The sequence below is a fragment of the Rhizobium sp. 01N48 genome (assembly GCF_056399145.1).
The window spans coordinates 439,537-458,857 of record NZ_JBFTQT010000002.1; the positions used below are offsets into that span (position 1 = coordinate 439,537).

The 19,321-nt window shown below is 59.9% G+C and carries 18 protein-coding genes; 16 read left to right on the forward strand and 2 right to left on the reverse strand.

Going from position 1 to position 19,321, the window contains the following annotated elements; translation table 11 throughout:
* Positions 1-239: 239 nt before the first annotated feature.
* The 6 genes from AC1DOG_RS05700 to AC1DOG_RS05725 all read left to right on the forward strand — a co-directional run bounded on the left by AC1DOG_RS05700 (position 240) and on the right by AC1DOG_RS05725 (position 7,576).
* A complete protein-coding gene (locus AC1DOG_RS05700) occupies positions 240-1,280 on the forward strand; it encodes a LacI family DNA-binding transcriptional regulator (protein WP_162725049.1) in 1,041 nt (346 codons plus the stop codon).
* 25 nt (positions 1,281-1,305) lie between these two features.
* The gene (locus AC1DOG_RS05705) at positions 1,306-2,616 is read left to right on the forward strand and encodes an extracellular solute-binding protein (protein ID WP_112943294.1); all 1,311 of its coding nucleotides are present in this window, start codon (positions 1,306-1,308) and stop codon (positions 2,614-2,616) included.
* A gap of 98 nt (positions 2,617-2,714) precedes the next feature.
* Positions 2,715-3,560 carry a carbohydrate ABC transporter permease gene (locus tag AC1DOG_RS05710; RefSeq protein WP_112819920.1) on the forward strand — a complete coding sequence of 282 codons (846 nt, stop codon included), beginning with the start codon at positions 2,715-2,717 and terminating at the stop codon, positions 3,558-3,560.
* A complete protein-coding gene (locus AC1DOG_RS05715; RefSeq protein WP_477927046.1) occupies positions 3,557-4,390 on the forward strand; it encodes a carbohydrate ABC transporter permease in 834 nt (277 codons plus the stop codon). Before AC1DOG_RS05710 ends, AC1DOG_RS05715 begins: the two co-directional genes overlap by 4 nt.
* Before the next feature lie 13 nt (positions 4,391-4,403).
* Entirely contained in the window at positions 4,404-6,494 is a 2,091-nt protein-coding gene (locus AC1DOG_RS05720; protein ID WP_112943293.1) for an ADP-ribosylglycohydrolase family protein, read from the forward strand.
* An 11-nt stretch (positions 6,495-6,505) separates the two neighbouring features.
* Positions 6,506-7,576, forward strand: a complete 1,071-nt coding sequence (locus AC1DOG_RS05725) for an ABC transporter ATP-binding protein (RefSeq protein ID WP_112943292.1) — start codon at positions 6,506-6,508, stop codon at positions 7,574-7,576.
* 51 nt (positions 7,577-7,627) lie between these two features.
* Here AC1DOG_RS05725 and AC1DOG_RS05730 read toward each other — a convergent pair whose 3' ends face one another.
* Entirely contained in the window at positions 7,628-7,885 is a 258-nt protein-coding gene (locus AC1DOG_RS05730) for a helix-turn-helix domain-containing protein (protein ID WP_112819912.1), read from the reverse strand.
* A gap of 139 nt (positions 7,886-8,024) precedes the next feature.
* Here AC1DOG_RS05730 and AC1DOG_RS05735 point away from each other — a divergent pair, with 139 nt between their 5' ends.
* From AC1DOG_RS05735 to mnhG, 6 genes are read left to right on the forward strand one after another with little or no spacing between them, the layout of a single operon-like run.
* The gene (locus AC1DOG_RS05735; protein WP_112943291.1) at positions 8,025-10,928 is read left to right on the forward strand and encodes a monovalent cation/H+ antiporter subunit A; all 2,904 of its coding nucleotides are present in this window, start codon (positions 8,025-8,027) and stop codon (positions 10,926-10,928) included.
* Entirely contained in the window at positions 10,928-11,263 is a 336-nt protein-coding gene (locus tag AC1DOG_RS05740) for a Na+/H+ antiporter subunit C (protein ID WP_112943290.1), read from the forward strand. Before AC1DOG_RS05735 ends, AC1DOG_RS05740 begins: the two co-directional genes overlap by 1 nt.
* Complete coding sequence (locus AC1DOG_RS05745) at positions 11,260-12,879, forward strand: monovalent cation/H+ antiporter subunit D (protein WP_112943289.1); 1,620 nt, start codon at positions 11,260-11,262, stop codon at positions 12,877-12,879. Before AC1DOG_RS05740 ends, AC1DOG_RS05745 begins: the two co-directional genes overlap by 4 nt.
* Positions 12,879-13,355, forward strand: coding sequence for a Na+/H+ antiporter subunit E (locus tag AC1DOG_RS05750; protein WP_112943288.1), 477 nt, complete (start codon positions 12,879-12,881; stop codon positions 13,353-13,355). The genes AC1DOG_RS05745 and AC1DOG_RS05750 overlap by 1 nt, the downstream gene beginning before the upstream one ends.
* Positions 13,352-13,633: a K+/H+ antiporter subunit F gene (locus AC1DOG_RS05755; RefSeq protein WP_112819904.1), complete on the forward strand. Its 282-nt coding sequence runs from the start codon at positions 13,352-13,354 to the stop codon at positions 13,631-13,633. The genes AC1DOG_RS05750 and AC1DOG_RS05755 overlap by 4 nt, the downstream gene beginning before the upstream one ends.
* Entirely contained in the window at positions 13,630-13,986 is a 357-nt protein-coding gene (gene mnhG, locus AC1DOG_RS05760) for a monovalent cation/H(+) antiporter subunit G (protein ID WP_183794294.1), read from the forward strand. Before AC1DOG_RS05755 ends, mnhG begins: the two co-directional genes overlap by 4 nt.
* Before the next feature lie 79 nt (positions 13,987-14,065).
* Here mnhG and AC1DOG_RS05765 read toward each other — a convergent pair whose 3' ends face one another.
* A complete protein-coding gene (locus AC1DOG_RS05765; protein WP_112820145.1) occupies positions 14,066-15,076 on the reverse strand; it encodes a LacI family DNA-binding transcriptional regulator in 1,011 nt (336 codons plus the stop codon).
* A gap of 263 nt (positions 15,077-15,339) precedes the next feature.
* On the opposite strand from AC1DOG_RS05765, the gene AC1DOG_RS05770 reads away from it, so the two are divergent.
* The 4 genes from AC1DOG_RS05770 to AC1DOG_RS05785 all read left to right on the forward strand — a co-directional run bounded on the left by AC1DOG_RS05770 (position 15,340) and on the right by AC1DOG_RS05785 (position 19,287).
* A complete protein-coding gene (locus AC1DOG_RS05770; protein ID WP_112943287.1) occupies positions 15,340-16,386 on the forward strand; it encodes an ABC transporter substrate-binding protein in 1,047 nt (348 codons plus the stop codon).
* A 69-nt stretch (positions 16,387-16,455) separates the two neighbouring features.
* Positions 16,456-17,277: an ATP-binding cassette domain-containing protein gene (locus AC1DOG_RS05775; RefSeq protein WP_037179379.1), complete on the forward strand. Its 822-nt coding sequence runs from the start codon at positions 16,456-16,458 to the stop codon at positions 17,275-17,277.
* Positions 17,274-18,536 (forward strand): ABC transporter permease subunit, encoded by a 1,263-nt coding sequence (locus AC1DOG_RS05780; protein WP_112943286.1) that lies wholly within the window; start codon positions 17,274-17,276, stop codon positions 18,534-18,536. The genes AC1DOG_RS05775 and AC1DOG_RS05780 overlap by 4 nt, the downstream gene beginning before the upstream one ends.
* Positions 18,537-18,558: 22 nt before the next feature.
* Positions 18,559-19,287, forward strand: a complete 729-nt coding sequence (locus tag AC1DOG_RS05785) for an SDR family oxidoreductase (RefSeq protein WP_477927047.1) — start codon at positions 18,559-18,561, stop codon at positions 19,285-19,287.
* Positions 19,288-19,321: the final 34 nt, after the last annotated feature.

Genomic DNA, 19,321 nt, shown 5'->3' on the forward strand with positions numbered 1-19,321 from the left:
ACGGGATCGGCAGCCCAATCTCATTCCTATCCGCCGAACAGCTGATATCTCATGGGTCTCGCAGGTCAATCGGGCAAATCCAGCGCTACGTGGGGTAACGAAATTCCTGCGCGTTCGTCCGGTCGCCTGGCACCCGCTGGACAACTGGCGGGCGCGTCCGGAGGAGCCAACCAAACTGACAGTAACGCGCTTGACTCCTGCGTTGATACGTATCAATAATCAATCGATACGTATCAACGATGGAATTGGTGGTGGCTGGCCGTAGGATCACACAGAAGGAAGTGGCGGAGCAGGCCGGCGTAGCGCAGGCAACCGTATCGCTTGTTTTGAATGGAGGCAGGGACAAGGTTGCACCTGAAACCGCTGACCGCATCGAGGCTGCAATCGCCCAGCTGGGCTACCAGCCCAACCGCTTTGCCCAGGCACTGCGCACAAGCCGGTCTCATGTCATCGCATGCGTTGTCCCGGATCTGACGAACCCGTTTTATCCCTCGCTTGTCGTCGCCGTTCAGAAGGTAGTTCGCAATGCCGGCTATGAGGTCATCACGATTGATACGGAAGGTGAAATCGCAAATGAACGCCAAGTGGTCGCGGCCGCATTGCAGGGGCGCTACGACGGCGTCGTAGGGGTGTTCTTCAATCTGTCAGCGCGTGATCTCGCGCCCCTCGGAAAGAATGGCGTGCCGGTCGTGCGCATCGAAGTGCGACGCAAATCGGGCGGTTCGCTTCCGATAGACGATCTGTTTATCGACAATCAGGCGGCCGCGCGTGCTGTTACCACGCATCTTCTAGGTATTGGTCATCGCGACATCGCCATGGTCGCTGCCCGCGGTGGCCCGCAAAGCGTTCGCCTACAGGGCTATCTAGACGCTATGGCATCGAGCCACGCAGAGCCGATCGTGCTTGAGGCGACGCATTTTACTGTGGAAGCAGGCAGCGAGATGGCCGATCGCATCGTCGCGAGCCGCCGGCGGGTCACCGCCGTCATTGCCGCCAATGACCTGATGGCGATTGGCGTTATTAAGAGCCTGCTGCGAAACGGATTGTCGGTCCCCAAGGATATTTCCGTCGCTGGCTTCGACGATATCATGGCCTCGGCACTCGTCACTCCGGGTCTCACAACGGTGGCGCAATTTCAGGATCGCCTCGGCGCGCGCGCTGCCGAAAAACTTCTCTCGCGCCTGATTTCCCGCGAAACCGAGCCGGCCCAGCCCGAGGAGATGCCGTTTGAACTCGTCATCCGAGCATCGGTCGCTCCACCGCCGGACGTAAAGAATTAATCCATCGAACAAGGGAGGAATGAATATGACCAAGATGAAGACGAAACTGCTTGCCGCTGCCGCCATCGTCATCGGCGCCGCTCAGATCGCCGCCGCCCAGGATCGGGTGACTTGGTGGTACGAGCAGGCAACCCCCGATCAGCAGAAGCTGATCAAGGAGAACATCGTCGAGCCTTTCGACAAGGCCAATCCAGAGCAGAGCCTGAAGATCGATTACCGCGGCACCGAACTCGACAAGCAGCTGCGCGTTGCCATGCTGTCCGGCAATGGTCCCGATGTCGTCTACACGGCGGGCCCGAGCTACGTCGCGCCGATGGCCCAGTCGGGCCAGCTCATGCCGCTCGACGATTATGCCGCCAAGTACAAGTGGCAGGATCGCATCCTGCCGGTTTTCCTGAAAATGGGTGAGTATAACGGCAAGCTTTACGCGCTGCCGAAGACTTACGAGACCGTCGGTCTTTTCTACAACAAGACCTTGTTTGAAAAGCATGGTTGGCAGGCGCCCAAAACGCTCGACGAGATGGAAACGCTCGCCGATGCCATGTTGAAGGAAGGCATCACGCCTTTCGCCGCCGGCAATGCCGATTGGCGTGGCGCCAATGAATGGTTCGTGACGCTGGCGCTCAATTCTGTCGCCGGCCCCGACAATCTCAACAAGGCGCTGCGTGGCGAAATGCCCTGGACGGCCGAGCCTTTCGTCAAGTCGATCGATCGCCTGAACTCCTGGTGGCAGAAGGGCTATTTCGGCAAGAACTACTTCTCGCTGACCAGCAGCGAGCAGGCGGCTGACGCGATGGCCTCCGGAAAAGCCGGCATGATGCCGACCGGTACATGGCAGTTCCAGAACGTTGCGACCTACGGCAAGAAGGCTGGCTCCGAGGCGGGCTTCGTCGGCTTCCCGAGCGTGTCCGGCGATCCGATCTTCCCGCTCGGGATCGGCTCGACCTTCTCGATCGCGACCAAGGCGAAGAACCCCGAAGGTGCCGCCACGGTGATCAACTACGTCTTCTCGCCGGAAGTCTACGGCACGATGAACTCCGCCTGGCAGGGCGAATGGAATATCCCGCTCAAGGATATATCGAGCGTCAAGATGGCGAGTGAAGTCACGCCGCTGTTTACCGAGACGATGAAGAACCTCTCCGCCTCGGTTGCCGACGGGAAATACGGCTACACCACCTGGACCTTCCTGCCGCCAGCGACCGACAGCTACATCATCAATGGCATCGAGGAAGTCTGGCTGAAGAAGATCTCGCCGACGGACTATCTGACCAAAGTCGACGAGTCCTTCCAGAAGGAATCCAAGGCCGGAAAGGCGCCTGCCGTCCCGGCTCGCTGATCAGGACTTTGTGAGGCGCGCTCAGCGCGCGCCTCCCGCCCGCCTTCCACCGGTGCCGGTGGCAGGGCAGGCCGGACCATGCCCGAAAAGGTAATACCATGCACAGACTCTATGTTCTGCCGACCCTCATCATAAACATCGTCATCATCGCCATTCCGGCGCTGCTGACGGTGGCCCTTGCCTTCTTCGAATGGGACGGCATCAGCACACCTGTTTTCGTCGGGTTGGACAATTTCGCGGCGCTGTGGGGCGACAGCGTGTTCTGGACGGCGCTTACCAACAACATCATCTGGACGATCATCTTCCTGACGGTGCCGATCGGCATGGGTCTGCTGGCGGCCACAATGCTTTTGGTCGCCCGTCGTGGCTCCAACACGTTCCAGGTCATCTACTTCCTCCCCGTTATCATCGCCACAGCCATTACCGGTCGTGTCTGGCAGGGCATGATCTACTCGCCGGTGACGGGTGTTACGGGCCTTCTCCAGCGATTGGGTATCGAAATTGCCAACCCACTGACAGAGACGTCGAGCGCGCTTTACGGCATTGCCGTCGTCGATTTGTGGCACTGGTGGGGTTTCCTGTGCGTCATCTTCTTTGCCGCCCTTCGCCAGGTGCCGGCCGAGCAGATCGAGGCGGCCCGCATCGAGGGCGCGACCTTCTTCCAGATGATCCGCTACGTGCTGCTTCCGGGCATCATGCCGACCATCACGCTGATGATGATCATGACCGTCATCTGGTCGTTCCTCGTCTTCGACTTCGTCTACATCCTCACGCAGGGCGGCCCCGCCTATTCCTCCGAAGTGCTGTCGACGCTTGCCTATCGTTCGGCCTTCTACGATCTCGCCGTCGGCAAGGCGGCCGCTGTTTCCGTCGTCATCAGCCTCTTCGGGCTGGCTGCCACTGTCCTCTATATCCGCGCGCAAGCATCGGAGTTCGAACAATGAACATGACCGAGAGCCGCATCACACTGACGCTCGTCTATGCGACGCTGTCGTTGCTGCTGATCATCACGCTGTTTCCCATCGTGCTGATGGTGCTGAATTCGCTGAAGGCGTCCGCCGAAATCGTGCAAAATCCGCTCGCCTGGCCGTCGGAATTGCGCTGGGACAACTTTACCCGCGCATGGTCGGACGCCAATTTCGGCCGCACACTCCTCAATTCGGCGGTGCTGACCGGCATGACGATCATCCTCGTCTGCACGACGGGTTCGCTGACGGCCTACGTTCTTGCCCGCCGCAAGATCAAGACGTGGAAGATCCTCACCTTCTATCTCCTGGCAAGCACCACGGCGCCGATCCAGCTCTTCCTCTTTCCCCTCTACTTCGGCTTCGCGCGCTTCGGGCTGATCAACAATCCGATAGCCGTTTCCTTCATCTACACGGCGGTCTACTCGCCCTTCGCCATCATGCTTCTGCGCACCTATTTTCTCGCTGTTCCCAAGGAGCTTGAGGAAGCCGCTTTGATCGACGGGGCGACGCACTGGCAGGTTTTCCGGCGCGTCTTCCTGCCGATCGTCTCGCCGGGCATCCTCACCGTCGCGTTGATCATCGGGCTTTACTCGTGGAACGAGTTCCTGATCGCAACCACCTTCCTGCAGGATCAGGACAGGCTGACGGCCGTCGTTTCCTTCTTCCTGCTGTCCGGCCAGTACTCGTCCGACTGGGGCGAGATCATGGCGGCGGCCCTCACCATTATTCTACCCATCGTAATTCTCTTCATCCTGCTGCAGCGCCATTTCATCGAAGGAATGGCAGGCGGTTCGGTGAAGGGCTGACAAGGAGCTTCTGATGTCCATACCTGCAGACTACAACAACCGTGTCTACGCCGGCGTTCTCGGCAAGCTGATCGGCGTCTATCTCGGCCGCCCATTCGAAAACTGGCGCTACAAGGATATTCTCCAGAAGCTCGGACCGATCACCTACTACGTCCACGAACGGCTGGGCGATCCGCTTGTCGTCACTGACGACGACGTCGGCGGCACCTTCGCCTTCCCGCGCGCGCTCGACGACTACGGCATCTCGCCCGACCTTTCCGCCGAGGATATCGGTAAGGCTTGGCTCAACTACATAATCGAGGAACGCTCGATCCTCTGGTGGGGCGGAGCCGGAAACTCTACCGAACACACGGCCTGGCTCAACCTGAAACGCGGTATTTCCGCACCCGCCTCCGGTTCGATCGAAACCAATGGCGCAACGGTCGCTGAGCAGATCGGCGCGCAGATCTTCATCGACGGCTGGGCGCTCGTGTCTCCCGGCAAGCCGGCGCAGGCTGCAAAGCTCGCGCGTGCGGCTGGTTCCGTCAGCCACGACGGTGAAGCGGTCCATGCCGCAGTGCTCTGGGCCGCAATGGAAGCGGAGGCTTTCGTCAGCAAGGATGTTAATCATCTGCTGGACACCGGCCTGTCCTATATTCCGGAGGACAGCCTGATCGCTAAGCTTGTCGCTGATATCCGCCACTGGACATCCGGTAACGAGGATTGGGAGGAAACCCGCCAAAGGATCGAAGATAACTACGGCTACGACAAATATCCGGGCAATTGCCATGTCGTTCCGAACCATGCATTGATGATCATGGCGCTCCTACATGCACCGCATGATTTCCAGCGCGGCCAGATGATCGTCAACACGTCCGGCTGGGATACGGATTGCAATGCCGGCAATCTCGGTTGCCTGCACGGCATCATGCTTGGTCTCGAGGGACTGGACGCCGGCCCGGATTGGCGCGGCCCGGTTGCTGACCGGCTCTACATGTCGACGGCCGACGGTGGTCGCTCGATCGCCGATGCCGTCGATGTTGCTCTCTGGCTTGCCAATCTCGGCCGCAAGCTTGCTGGTCAGGCCCACGAACCGGCGCCCAAGGACGGTGCCAAGTTCCACTTCTCACTGCCGGGGTCTGTTCAAGGCTTCCGTGCGCAAGCGGCCGATAGCGCGCTCGCCGATCTCAAGGTGAGCGGCACCGGCAATGGTCTGGCGATCGATTTTTCCGCGCTTGCTCCGGGCCGCGAGGCGGCAACCACCACGCCCGTGTTTACCCCGGCCGAAGTAACGAAGATGCGCACCTATGATCTGATGGCCAGCCCGCGTATTCATGCCGGCCAGGTGCTCAAGGCGCGCGTCAGCGCTGATGCAGGCAACAAGGGTATCGTCGAAGCCAAACTGCGCATTCGTCACTATGACGGGACGGACAACCTCGTCGCCATCGACATGCCACATGGCGAATTGTTGGCAGCCGGCGCATCTGCCTCGCTCTCATGGACTGTGCCGGAGACCGGATACCAGCCGATCGCCGAGGTCGGCTTGGTGCTGAAGACGGCCGACGGCAGGGCAAACGGTCGTGTCGTCATCGACAGCCTGACCTGGGACGGCTGCCCGGCGGTGACATTTCGCCGGCCCGAGGGTGCCGGTGATTTCTGGCGGCGTGCCTGGGTGAGCAATGTGCATTTTTTCTCCAAGCACTTCCCGCAGGATTTCCGCATCAGCCAGAACCGCGGCGACGGCATGATCATGCAGGGCACGCGTGACTGGACGGATTACGCGATCGACGCCGATCTCATGCTCCATCTCGGCGATTACGGCGGTCTGGTCTTCCGTTCGCAGGGTCAGCGCCGGTATTATGCCGCGCTGGTCACTCGCGCCGGCGAGTTGCAAATCGTCAGGTGCAAGGACGAGGATCGCAAGGTGCTTGCCTCCGTCGCACTCGACGTGGAATTCGAGAAGGCATTTACGCTGAAGGTGTCGGCGAAGGGCGGGCATTTCGAAGCGCGAATTGGCGACACCACCGTCGAAGCCGACGATACGGCTTTTCAGGGCGGTTCGGCCGGTCTCATCATCCATGAGGGTGCATTGTCGGCCACGCGCATCGCAATTGGCGCGGCGTGAGGGGTGACAATATGGCCAGCGTAACAATCGATAAGGTCGTCAAGCGCTATGGAAGCGCTGAGGTCATTCACGGCATTGAGGCAAATTTCAATGAGGGCGAGTTCGTCGTCCTCGTAGGCCCGTCGGGCTGCGGGAAGTCAACGCTTTTGCGAATGATCGCGGGTCTGGAAGAGATCTCTGGTGGTGAAATATCGATCGGCGGCAAGGTGGTGAACAACCTGCCACCGAAGAGCCGCGACATCTCGATGGTCTTCCAGAATTATGCGCTTTATCCGCATATGACCGTCGAGGAGAATATGGCGTTTTCCCTGACGCTGGCCGGCGCCAGCAAGGAAGAGAAGCACAAAAAGGTGCGTGAGGCGGCGGAAATCCTGGGTCTGGTTCCGCTCCTCCAGCGCAAGCCGAAGGCCCTATCGGGTGGCCAGCGTCAGCGTGTGGCCATGGGGCGCTCGATCGTGCGCAAGCCACAAGTCTTCCTGTTTGACGAGCCGCTTTCCAATCTTGACGCCAAGCTGCGCGTGCAAATGCGAGGCGAGATCAAGTCGCTACATCGCCGTCTTGGAACGACCATGATCTATGTTACCCACGATCAGATTGAGGCAATGACCATGGCCGACCGCATCGTCGTCATGCAGGCGGGCAAGATCGAGCAGGTTGGCTCGCCACTTGAGCTTTACGATCGCCCCGCAAATTCTTTTGTGGCGCAATTTATCGGCTCTCCTGCGATGAACCTGTTTCCGGCCGTCGCCCGATCCGGCGAGTTTGTTCTGCAAACCGGGAAGGGGACCGGATTGAAGGTTCCTGGAGGCGTACGCGATGGGCAGTCGATATTGATTGGCAAGCGTCCCGAAGAAATCGCACTTGTTAGCGCTGGTGTTGGCGAGCTTGAAGCCATCGTCGAGAATATCGAGCCGACGGGAGCGGAGACTTTCGTCGAGGCACGTCTTGGGGAGCAACTGGTTTCCATTGTATTGCGCGAACGGCCCCAGTTCGACGTCGCCAGCCGACAGCGTCTTTCACTTTCTCAGGGAAATCTGCATCTTTTCGACCAGGAGACGGGACGACGGATTGTGTCCCCATAGCGCGCCGAACCGCTTGGCGCGTGACAGGCGTGGTGGCTAGCCAGCTCGGCGTCACTGCTCGTTGCTGGAGCAAAGAGCTATTTTGCCGTCGTCCAGATTGACGAAGGTTACACCGCCACTCTCAAGCGCGATTTTCAATTGTGCAGCCGTTGCGCGGTGAACATCGTGGCGCCCGCCTTCGTAGTCGCGAACCGTGCTTCGCGACACGCCTGCCCGTGCTGACAGTTCAGCCTGTGTCCAGTCCACGAGACCGCGTGCCGCTCTACATAGGGCCGGCGACAAAATCTTATGGTCGTAAGCTTGACCCATCTTCGACTATCGCCCATATTGGTTGATATAGATCATATAGGCTAATTTAAAAGTGATTTCTAGGTCGTTGCTAAATATGCGATGCCTCTAATCACAATTCGAAAAGGACAGACGCATTGGGATAACAGCCGGACCCTTCATGCTCGTTGCCCTGCTGCTTCTTCCGTTCGTGGGTAGCATTCTGTCGGTCTTTTTCCTGAGAACGGTATCACGTCGCCTTCCTTCCAGCCTTGCTGGTATTGTCGTCTTCCTCGCCCTTTTGCTTAGCGCCAGTCTCTACCCGCAGGTCTCTGACGGGGGTGTCATTCGCTTCAACGCGGAGTGGTTGCCGCAGCTCGGTCTTGATCTGACTCTGCGCATGGATGCCTTTGCATGGATTTTCACCATGCTGATCACCTCCATCGGTTTTCTGGTCATCCTCTACGCCCGCTATTACATGTCGGAAGACGATCCGGTCCCGCGATTCTTCTCGTTCCTGCTTGCGTTCATGGGAGCGATGGTCGGCATTGTCATTTCAGGGAATGTCATCCTGCTGTCGGTATTCTGGGAACTGACAAGCATCTTCTCGTTCCTGTTGATCAGCTACTGGCACAACAATGCTGCCGCCCGAGACGGCGCTCGAATGGCCCTTACGATCACTGGGATCGGGGGCTTCTGCCTGTTGATCGGCCTGATTTTGCTTGGCAAGATCGTCGGCAGCTACGATCTGGACAAGATCCTGAACTCAGGTGACCTGATCCGAAATCACAGCCTCTATGTGCCCGCGCTAATTTTCATTCTGCTTGGAGCTTTGACGAAAAGCGCTCAGTTTCCATTCCACTTCTGGCTGCCCAATGCCATGTCGGCGCCGACGCCCGTGTCGGCATTCCTGCATTCGGCAACGATGGTGAAGGCGGGCGTCTTCCTGCTCGTGCGCTTCTGGCCAGTCTTGTCTGGAACCTACGAGTGGTTCTGGATCCTCGGCGCCGCGGGAATGATCACTTTGCTGCTTGGCGCATACTTCGCCATATTCCAGCGCGATCTGAAAGGGCTCCTTGCCTATTCGACGATCAGCCACCTTGGATTGATCACGACGCTGCTCAGCCTCGGAAGCCCATTGGCAACGGTGGCTGCGATTTTTCACATGCTCAATCACGCGACGTTCAAGGCGTCGCTGTTCATGGCGGCGGGCATCATCGACCACGAGACCGGGACGCGCGATATGCACAAGCTTAGCGGCTTGTACAGGTTCATGCCGATCACGGCGACCCTTGCCGTCGTCGCCAGCGCCGCTATGGCCGGCGTACCACTGCTGAACGGATTCCTTTCGAAGGAAATGTTCTTCGCGGAAGCGGTCGAGACGCACGCCGATTCCATCCTTGATAGAATTCTGCCCTATGTCGCGACGCTTGCTGGTGCCTTCAGCGTTGCCTATTCGCTGCGTTTCATCCACACCGTTTTCTTCGGCCCCGCGCCGACCGACCTGCCGATCGCGCATCCGCACGAACCGCCACGCTGGATGCGCTTTCCGATCGAGTTTCTCGTCGTGCTGTGCCTGGTGGTCGGTATCGTGCCGGCACTATCAATTGGACCATTTCTCCACAGCGCGGTGATCAGTGTTTTAAGAGACGACACGCCTGATTACAGCCTTTCGCTGTGGCACGGGATCAATCTCCCGCTGATCATGAGCGTCATAGCGCTGATCGCCGGAACCGCGATCTACTGGGCGTTGAAAGGTTATCTGTCACGTTGCGACGACGGTCCACCCTTTATCCGGCGGCTGAAGGGGCAGCGCATCTTCGAACGTATCCTCGTGGAAGTCTCCTGGCGCTGGGCGCGCGTTGCCGAGCGGCGGCTTGGGACACGCAAGCTGCAGCCGCAGTTGCGGTGGCTGGTGGTCGCTGGACTGCTTGCGGGTGCCCTGCCGCTCTATCTCCGCGGCTTCGAACATCGTCCTTTTGCCTATTCCGGCGTCGATCCTGTCTTCACGGCGCTCTGGTTGATCGGGGTGTGTCTGGCGATCGGTACCGCCTACACGGCCAAATACCATCGACTGGCCGCGCTGGTCATGCTCGGCGGCGTCGGCCTGATCGTGTGCATCACCTTCGTATGGCTTTCGGCGCCTGATCTTGCGATCACCCAATTGCTGGTCGAGATCGTTACCACCGTTCTCATTCTGTTGGGGCTGCGGTGGCTGCCGAAACGATCTGAAGACATTCGCGAGTCCATGACGATCCGCGCCCGGTTCCGGCGCTTCCGCGACTTCGCGCTCGCCGTCCTCTGCGGCGTCTCCATGTCGGCCATCGCCTATGCCGTGATGACGATGCCGGTACCTGACGCGATCGCCAACTATTTCCTCGAGCATGCCTATTCGCTCGGCGGCGGACGAAACGTCGTCAATGTTATTCTCGTGGACTTCCGCGGATTCGACACGCTGGGCGAAATCGCGGTGCTAGGGGTCGTCTCGCTGACTGTCTACGGCTTGCTGCGTCGTTTCCGCCCGGCTGAAGACAGCATGGGAATGCCGGAGCAGCAGCAGGTGCAAAACCGCTTCGACGAGGAGCGGCCGGAGCGCTCGGCTGGCGACACGGTGCGCGACTATTTGCTCGTACCATCGGTCATCATGCAGTGGATGTTCCCAGTCATCATCACCTTCTCCGTCTACCTCTTCATGCGCGGGCATGACCTGCCGGGCGGCGGGTTCTCGGCGGGATTGACGCTCTCGATCGCCTTTCTCCTGCAATATCTCGCCGGCGGTACGCGCTGGGCCGAGGACCGCGTCCGCATTCTGCCGCTGCGGTGGATGGGCGCGGGATTGTTGACGGCGGTGTTGACGGGCGCCGGTGCCTGGTTGCTCGGCTATCCGTTCCTGACCTCGCATTCGCGCTATCTCGAACTTCCCCTGATCGGCAAGGTGCCGGCGGCGACGGCACTGCTCTTCGACCTCGGCGTCTTTTCGCTCGTTGTCGGATCGACCGTGCTGATCCTTGTCGCCCTTGCCCACCAATCGTTGCGGATCAACCGCCTGCGCACGATCGACGCGGCCAAATCGGAGGAGCGGTGATGGAACTGGTTCTGTCGATCGCCATCGGCATCATGACGAGCTGCGGGGTCTGGCTTATCCTGCGCCCGCGCACCTATCAGGTAATCATCGGGCTCTCGCTCCTCTCCTATGCCGTCAACCTCTTCATCTTCGGCGTCGGCGGCGTGAAGGCCAACGTTCCGCCGATCCTGGGAAGCGACGATCCGTCCATTCTCGCCGATCCGGTACCACAGGCCCTCGTGCTGACCGCCATCGTCATCGGCTTTGCGACCACGGCGCTGTTTCTCGTGGTCCTCCTGGCGTCGCGCGGGCTGACGGGCAGCGACCATGTCGATGGAAGGAACGAGCCGAAATGAGCGGTTGGTCCCATCACCTCATCGTAGCGCCCATCCTCATTCCGCTGATCGCCAGTGCCCTCTTGCTGTTCATCGACGAGCGGCGCCGCCTCGCCAAGGCGATGGTCAGCCTCGCCTCCGCGATCTTGCTCACCGTGATCGCTTTCATCCTGTTCAGGATCGAAAGCGGCCCGAATGGGTTCGAGGGCGTCTATCTCGTTGGCAACTGGTCGGCACCCTTCGGCATCGTGCTCGTTCTCGACGGGCTATCGGCCATGATGCTGCTTTTGACCGCACTGCTTGCCGTGTCGGCACTCGTCTTCTCGCTGGCGCGCTGGCATGCGGTGGGCGCGCATTTTCACAGCATGTTCCAGCTGCTCCTCATGGGAGTCAACGGGGCCTTCCTCACGGGCGACCTGTTCAACCTCTTCGTCTTCTTCGAGGTCATGCTGGCAGCCTCCTACGGTCTTCTGCTGCATGGCTCGGGCCCGCTGCGCGTCAAGGCTGGCATGCATTACATCGCGGTCAACCTCGTGGCCGCGCTGCTGTTCCTGATCGGCGTCAGCCTCATCTACGGAACGGCGGGGACGCTCAACATGGCCGACCTTGCCGCCCGCATCCCCGAGATCGAGCCCGACCGGCGCATGTTGATGGAGGCCGGCGCCGGCATATTGGGTGTCGTCTTCCTTATCAAGGCTGGCATGTGGCCGCTTTGCTTCTGGCTCCCCACCGCCTATAGCGCCGCATCTGCACCGGTGGCCGGTATCTTCGCGATCATGAGCAAGCTTGGGATCTATGTGATCCTGCGGCTGACGATGCTGCTGTTCGGTGAGGGCCCCTCGGCCGGGTTCGGCGCGCCGGTTCTGCTTTATGGCGGCATGGCCACGTTGATCTTCGGCATCGTCGGCGTGCTTGCATCGCAGGCGTTGGGACGGCTTGCGGGCTTTTCCGTATTGGTCTCCTCGGGGACACTGCTGATGGTGCTTGGTATCAACGACGGCGCGGTCTCTTCCGGCGCGCTGCTCTATCTCGTCAGCTCAACATTGACGATCAGCGCCTTCTTCATGCTCATCGAACTCGTCGAACGCGGCCAGGATGCGGGCGCAAACGTGCTTGCCGTGACTATGGAGGCTTATGGCGAGGCCGACGAAGAGCCCGAAAACGAGGAAGAAGGCGTCACCATGCCGGGGACCATGGCTGTTCTCGGCATTTGTTTCGCGGCCTGCGGCATCTTGCTCTCCGGCCTTCCCCCGCTCTCGGGCTTCGTCGCCAAATTCGCCATGCTCTCTGCGATGATGGGCACCGGCTCCATCGGCGTGCCGCCCACTGCGGCGATCTGGGCTTTGGTCGTTCTCGTTATTCTCTCCGGCATAGCCGCGCTGATTTCCATGACGCGCGTCGGCATCCGCACCTTCTGGAGCTCGATCGAAGGAACTGTGCCCCGCGTGCTGGTGATCGAGATCGTGCCGGTGATGTTCCTCTTGGCGCTGACGCTCGCGCTCACCGTGCAGGCCGGGCCGGCGATGCAATACATGGACACGACGATCCGCACGCTGAGCAAGCCGTCGATCTATATCGACGCGGTCAACAACGCGCTGCCGATCAAGGGCGTCAAAGCTGGAACGGAGGGCGAGTGATGCTTCCCTATCCCATTCTTGCGACGTGCCTGCTCATCATGTGGTTGCTGCTAAACGGCTTCACCCTCGGCCATTTCATCCTAGGCCTCGTCGTTGCGGTCTTCGCGGGCTGGGCGATGGCCTCTCTCAAGTCGGAACCGGTACGGCTGAAGAAATGGTATCTCCTGCCGAAGCTCTTCGGTTTGGTGTTCGGTGATATCGTCAAGTCGAACATCGACGTCGCGTGGATCATTTTGCGCAGCGGGAAACGACGGCACAACCCCGGCTTTATCACCATACACTTGGAACTCCGCAGCCAGTTCGCGCTTGCCGTGCTGGCCGTGATCTTGACTAGCACGCCAGGATCCGCATGGCTGGAGTATGATTCCAACGATCACACGGTGTTGCTGCACGTTCTCGACATACAGAACGAAGCCGTATGGCGCGATACGATCAAGAACCGATACGAGGCGCTGTTGCTGGAGATATTCGCATGAGTGCAATCATCCTCTTCACGGCCGTGTCGGTCGCTCAGGTCATGCTCGTTGCGGCCATGGCCATCGTTTCGGTCCGCATGTTCGTCGGCCCCCGCGCGCAAGACCGCATCATCGGCCTCGACACGTTTTACATCAATGCCATGCTGCTTTTGGTAACCTTCGGCGTCGGAACGGGGAGGGTGGTCTATTTCGAAGCCGCATTGGTCATAGGAATGATAGGCTTCGTAGCAACCGTGGCACTGGCGAAGTTCCTGATGCGCGGGGAGGTGATCGAATGATGCACGCTGCCGTGGATCTGCCGGTCTGGGTGGCGTCGCTTGTCGCCTTCTTCCTCGTTCTCGGAGCGCTGCTGGCTCTGATCGGTGCGATCGGATTTCTCCGTCTACCAAGTTTCTACCAACGTATCCACGCGCCGACACTCGGAACCAGCTGGGGGATTGGCGGGGTTATGCTCGGCTCGATGATCTTCTTTTCCGCTGTGTCCTCTCGCTTTGCGGTCCACGAGATTTTGATCGGCGTGTTCGTGACCGTGACGACACCGGTAACTCTGATGATGCTGGCACGTGCTGCCTTGCACAGAGACCGGGCAGAGGGAAATCGAGAAGCGCCGCCAAAGCACGCCAAGGAGTGAGATACGAACGCGTAAGCGCCAAATTGGTGCTGAAGTCTTCCGCGCAATACCGGTATCGCTTATCCTGCGGCCCGCACGCTTAACGAAGAACGGGCGGGATTTCTGACACGTTCGGCTCAAAGTTTCCGTGCTCGATCAGCTCGAACATTCTGGCAAGCATTGCCGGTACGTCCTGGCGAACCATCTCGATGTTGTCGCCGAGTAGGGCGACGAGGGGATCATAGTCGAAGCATCCGAGTGCGAACTCCTGCTCGCTGACAGGTCCGGCGAGCCGCACCCAGCGGAGCACGCCTTCAAGTGTAATTGTCGAGTTGACGAACATGCCTTTGGAAAAGGGCAAGCCGCTGGTAGCGCGCTCCATCAGCGCGCTCTGCGCCTTTTCGGGGGCGTAACCACAGGCGATGACCCTGTCGTCATCAAGGTCGATACCGTGATCTGCATGTGCTTGGCGAAATCCCCTTAGACGTTCCATCGTGTTGTGATCGCCGCCACGACCGCCGACGAACATCAGTGGTTCCATTGAGCCAAATCGGTGTTGGCAACTGACGAGTATTCTTCGCGTCAGCTCGCGAGCGCCTGCGAAGTTGTCGGAAATGATGGAGGGTGCAAGTTTGCCGGGCAGATCGAGGTTGATCGTCCGCACGCCTGCAGCGGCACATAGTTCGGTGACCCTGTCGGGGTCCGTAGCACCTGTCGCAATCACGCAATCCACCTGGTAGGAGAGCATCGCTCGAGCGGCCTCAATCTCAAGCGCAGGGTCGCGTCGCGTGCATGTGATAAGCGGAAAGAAGCCCTTGTCGCGAGCCATGGTCTCGAAGAGTTCCACGATCGAACCGAAATATCGGTTATCGTACTTGGGAACGATCATGCCGATGATGTGCGACTTTTCACGGCGCAGCAGACTTGCCTGCATGTTGAGCGCGTAACCCTGCTCCTCGGCTATTCGCGTTATCTTCTCGGCAAGCTGCTTGCTGATACGGCGCTTCTTCCAGTTCCCGTTCAAGACAGCACTGACCGCGCTCGCAGAGGTGCCGGCGAGTTCCGCAAGGTCGTAGATCGTGGTTCGCTTCTGCTGCCTGTCCAATTTCAAAATTCTCATCTCCTGTGTCGGGCGCTAACTTGACATCAAACGAGAGAAGTGGCAAATCTTGCTTCATCGATTGAGCAAATGCGCTCAATCGATGATACGTGCCAGCTAGGAGGCTGGCACCGGGAGGTGATTTCGCAGCTATTGGTGGTCCTCTTTGCCGTGCGGCTCGTCGAGCCGCGGCTTGGGGGCACTGGCGCATCGCGCGTCAGGTCAATGTTGCGGCAATGGCCGAACCTTGCTGTTGGTCAATTAAGGAGGAGAACATGACCTATCGCAAACTTTCCCTGATGTCGGCGACCATGCTGGTGGCGCTCGGCGGAGCAGCACTCGCCCAGGAAGCGTCGACGGTGGCGTTCCTGATGCCTGATCAGGCGTCGACCCGCTATGAGCAGCACGATTTTCCGGGCTTCAAGGCCGAGATGGAAAAGCTGTGTGCCAAGTGCACCGTCGTCTACCAGAACGCCAATGGCGACGCATCGCTGCAGCAGCAACAGTTCAACTCGGTGATTGCGCAGGGCGCCAAGGTCGTGGTCCTCGACCCGGTCGATTCCGCCGCAGCCGCGGGTCTCGTTGAGCTCGCCCAGTCACAGGACGTCAAGGTCATCGCCTATGACCGTCCGATCCCGGACAAGCCTGCTGATTTCTACGTTTCCTTCGACAATGAAGGTATCGGCTACGCGATTGCCAAGTCGCTGGTCGAGCATTTGAAAAAGGCAGGCGTGCCAGACGGAGCCGGTGTGCTCGAGATCAACGGTTCGCCGACCGATGCGGCCGCCGGCCTCATTCGCGACGGCATCCATCGCGGCCTGAAGGAATCCAAATACAAGACGCTTGCCGAATTCGATACGCCGGAATGGGCGCCGCCGAAGGCTCAGGAGTGGGCGGCCGGCCAGATCACGCGCTTCGGCGCCGATATCAAGGGCGTGGTTGCCGCCAATGATGGCACCGGCGGCGGCGCAATCGCGGCGTTCAAGGCAGCCGGCGTCAACCCTGTTCCGCCGGTCACCGGCAACGACGCGACGATCGCAGCCCTGCAGCTCATTATTTCGGGCGACCAGTACAACACGATCTCCAAGCCTTCCGAGATCGTAGCGGCCGCAGCCGCACAGGTGGCTGTCCAGCTCATCAAGGGCGAGAAGCCGGAAGCCAAGACGACGCTCTACAACACGCCGTCGCAGCTCTTCATCCCGGCCGTCGTCACCGCCGAGAACATCAAGGCGGAGATCTTCGACAAGAAGATCCAGACGGCTGAGCAGATCTGCACCGGCGAATATGCCGAAGGGTGCAAGAAGCTCGGCATCGGCAACTAAAAGCCAATCAGCCATTCCGGCCGCACTGCGTGCGGCCGGTTTCTCAAGGACGCACAAAGGCCTTTAGCTATGAGCACCACAGCAAGCAATGTACCGGAGCGCGGACAGCCCATCCTGCGACTGCGAAATGTGTCGAAGAACTTCGGTGCCGTCTCGGCGCTGACCGATATCGAACTGGACGTCAAGGCGGGCGAAGTCGTGGCCCTGGTGGGAGACAATGGCGCCGGCAAGTCAACCCTGGTAAAGGTCCTGGCTGGCGTGCACCAGCCTTCTTCCGGTTCGATCGAGTTCTGCGGCCAGAGTGTCTCGCTCGACAGCCCCGGCAAGGCGCTGGAGCTCGGTATTGCAACCGTGTTTCAGGATCTGGCGCTCTGCGAGAACCTCGACGTCGTGGCCAACCTATTCCTCGGGCATGAGCTCTCGCCCTGGGCGCTCGACGAGGTGGCGATGGAAGTCCGCGCCTGGACGCTGCTTCGGGAGCTGGCCGCGCGCATCCCGTCCGTCAGGGAGCCGATCGCCTCGCTGTCGGGCGGCCAGCGCCAGACGGTGGCAATTGCCAGATCACTCCTCCTCAACCCGAAAATCATCATGCTCGACGAGCCGACGGCCGCACTCGGCGTCGCGCAGACCGCCGAAGTTCTCAATCTCATCGAGCGTGTCCGTGACCGCGGGTTGGGCGTCATCATCATCAGCCACAACATGGAAGACGTACGTGCCGTGGCCGATCGCATCGTCGTATTGCGGTTGGGCCGGAACAACGGCGTCTTCACGCCTGATGCATCCAACCAGGAACTTGTCGCCTCGATCACGGGCGCCACGGAAAACTCAGTCTCGCGACGTATCGAGCGCAAGACAGGCACGGCGCAGGAAAACAGTGGGAGACCGGCATGAGCCAGAAACCATCCAATACAACAGTCGCACCCGTCACAACGCTCGATCGCAGCGACGAACGCGTCCGCCATGACGACAGCATGATGGCGATGGTCGGGGCCTTTATCGATCGGGTTAAATCCGGCGACTTGGGCATGCTTCCGGTCGCTGTCGGGCTGATCGTCATCTCCACGGTCTTCTCGCTCCTCAATCCGGTGTTTCTCGCACCCAACAATCTCGTTAACCTGCTCTTTGACTGCGCCACCGTCGGCATCATCTCGCTCGGCATCGTTTGTGTGCTGATGCTTGGCGAGATCGACCTTTCCGTAGGTTCGATGAGCGGCTTGTCATCCGCCATCCTAGGTGTGCTCTGGGTGAACAACGGTGTCCCCTTCGTCGTTGCGATCATAGCTGCCATTGCCGCTGGCGCGCTCATCGGAACCGTTTACGCCGTACTCTACAACCGGCTTGGAATGCCAAGCTTCGTGGCGACGCTTGCCGGCCTTCTGGCGCTGCTCGGTATGCAGCTTTATATCTTGGGCCCGAGCGGCAGCATTAACCTTCCCTATGCATCCCCGCTCGTCCGCTTCGGCCAGATCCTAGTCATGCCCGATTGGCTGTCCTACCTCCTGGCTCTGCTTCCGGGTGCAGTGATCATCGCCAAGGGTCTGCGGACGCGTCAGCAGCGCGCGGCGGTCAATCTATCCTCGCAGCCTTTTGCCGCTACCGCTATCAAGGCCGTTGTGCTGACCGCAGCACTCGAGTTCGCGGTCTATTATCTCAACCTCGGCCGAGGCATTCCGTGGATGTTCGGGCTATTCGTCGCCATCGCGGTGGTCCTGAATTATGGTTTGACGCGCACGCAATGGGGACGCTCGATGTTCGCCGTCGGCGGAAACCGTGAAGCTGCGCGTCGCGCCGGCATCAATGTTCGCCGCATCTATCTGAGCGCTTTCGTGCTTTGCTCAACGCTTGCGACCATCGGCGGTATTTTGTCAGCCTCGCGTCTTGCGTCGTCGAGCCAGCAGGCCGGCACGGGTGACGTCAACCTCAACGCCATCGCCGCTGCCGTGATCGGCGGGACGAGCCTCTTCGGCGGTCGCGGCAGCGCCTATTCCGCACTGCTCGGGATCATCGTCATCCAAGCGATTTCCAACGGCTTGACACTACTCAACCTCAGCTCTTCGTTGCGCTACATGATCACAGGCGGCGTTCTCGCCATTGCCGTCATCGTCGATTCGCTCGCCCGCCGTTCCCGCGTCAGCCACGGACGCGCTTGATCTAAATTTAAGGAGTAAATTCATGACCGACCTCATGAAAGGCAAAGTCGCCGCCATAACCGGTTCGGCGTCGGGCATTGGGCTCGAATGCGCCCGCACATTACACGCCGAAGGCGCGACCGTCGTCCTCATCGATCGCGCCAAGGACAAGCTGGATGAAATCTGCGAGGCGTTCGGCGAGCGCGCATTCCCGCTTGTCGTCGATCTTCTCGACGGCAAGCAACTCTCGGGCATCCTTCCCAGAATTCTGGAGGTCGCCGGCAGACTCGACATCTTCCACGCTAATGCCGGCGCCTACATAGGCGGGCAGGTCGCCGACGGCGATCCCGATGCCTGGGACAGGATGCTCAATCTGAACATCAACGCAGCTTTCCGCTCCGTTCACGCCGTGCTGCCGCACATGATCGCTCAGAAGTCGGGCGACATCCTGTTCACCAGCTCGATCGCAGGTGTTGTCCCGGTTGTCTGGGAGCCAATCTACACCGCCTCGAAATTCGCCGTACAGGCATTCGTACATTCGACACGTCGTCAGGTGGCGCAGCACGGTGTGCGGGTCGGAGCTGTCTTGCCGGGTCCTGTCGTCACCGCGTTACTCGATGATTGGCCGAAGGCGAAGATGGAAGAAGCGCTCGCCAATGGCAGCCTGATGCAGCCCAAGGAAGYTGCCGATTGCGTACTCTTCATGCTGTCGCGGCCGCGCAACGTCACCATTCGTGACCTCGTGATCCTTCCCAATAGTGTCGACCTCTAACGAAAGTGATTCCCGCGCAATGCGCGGGCATCAG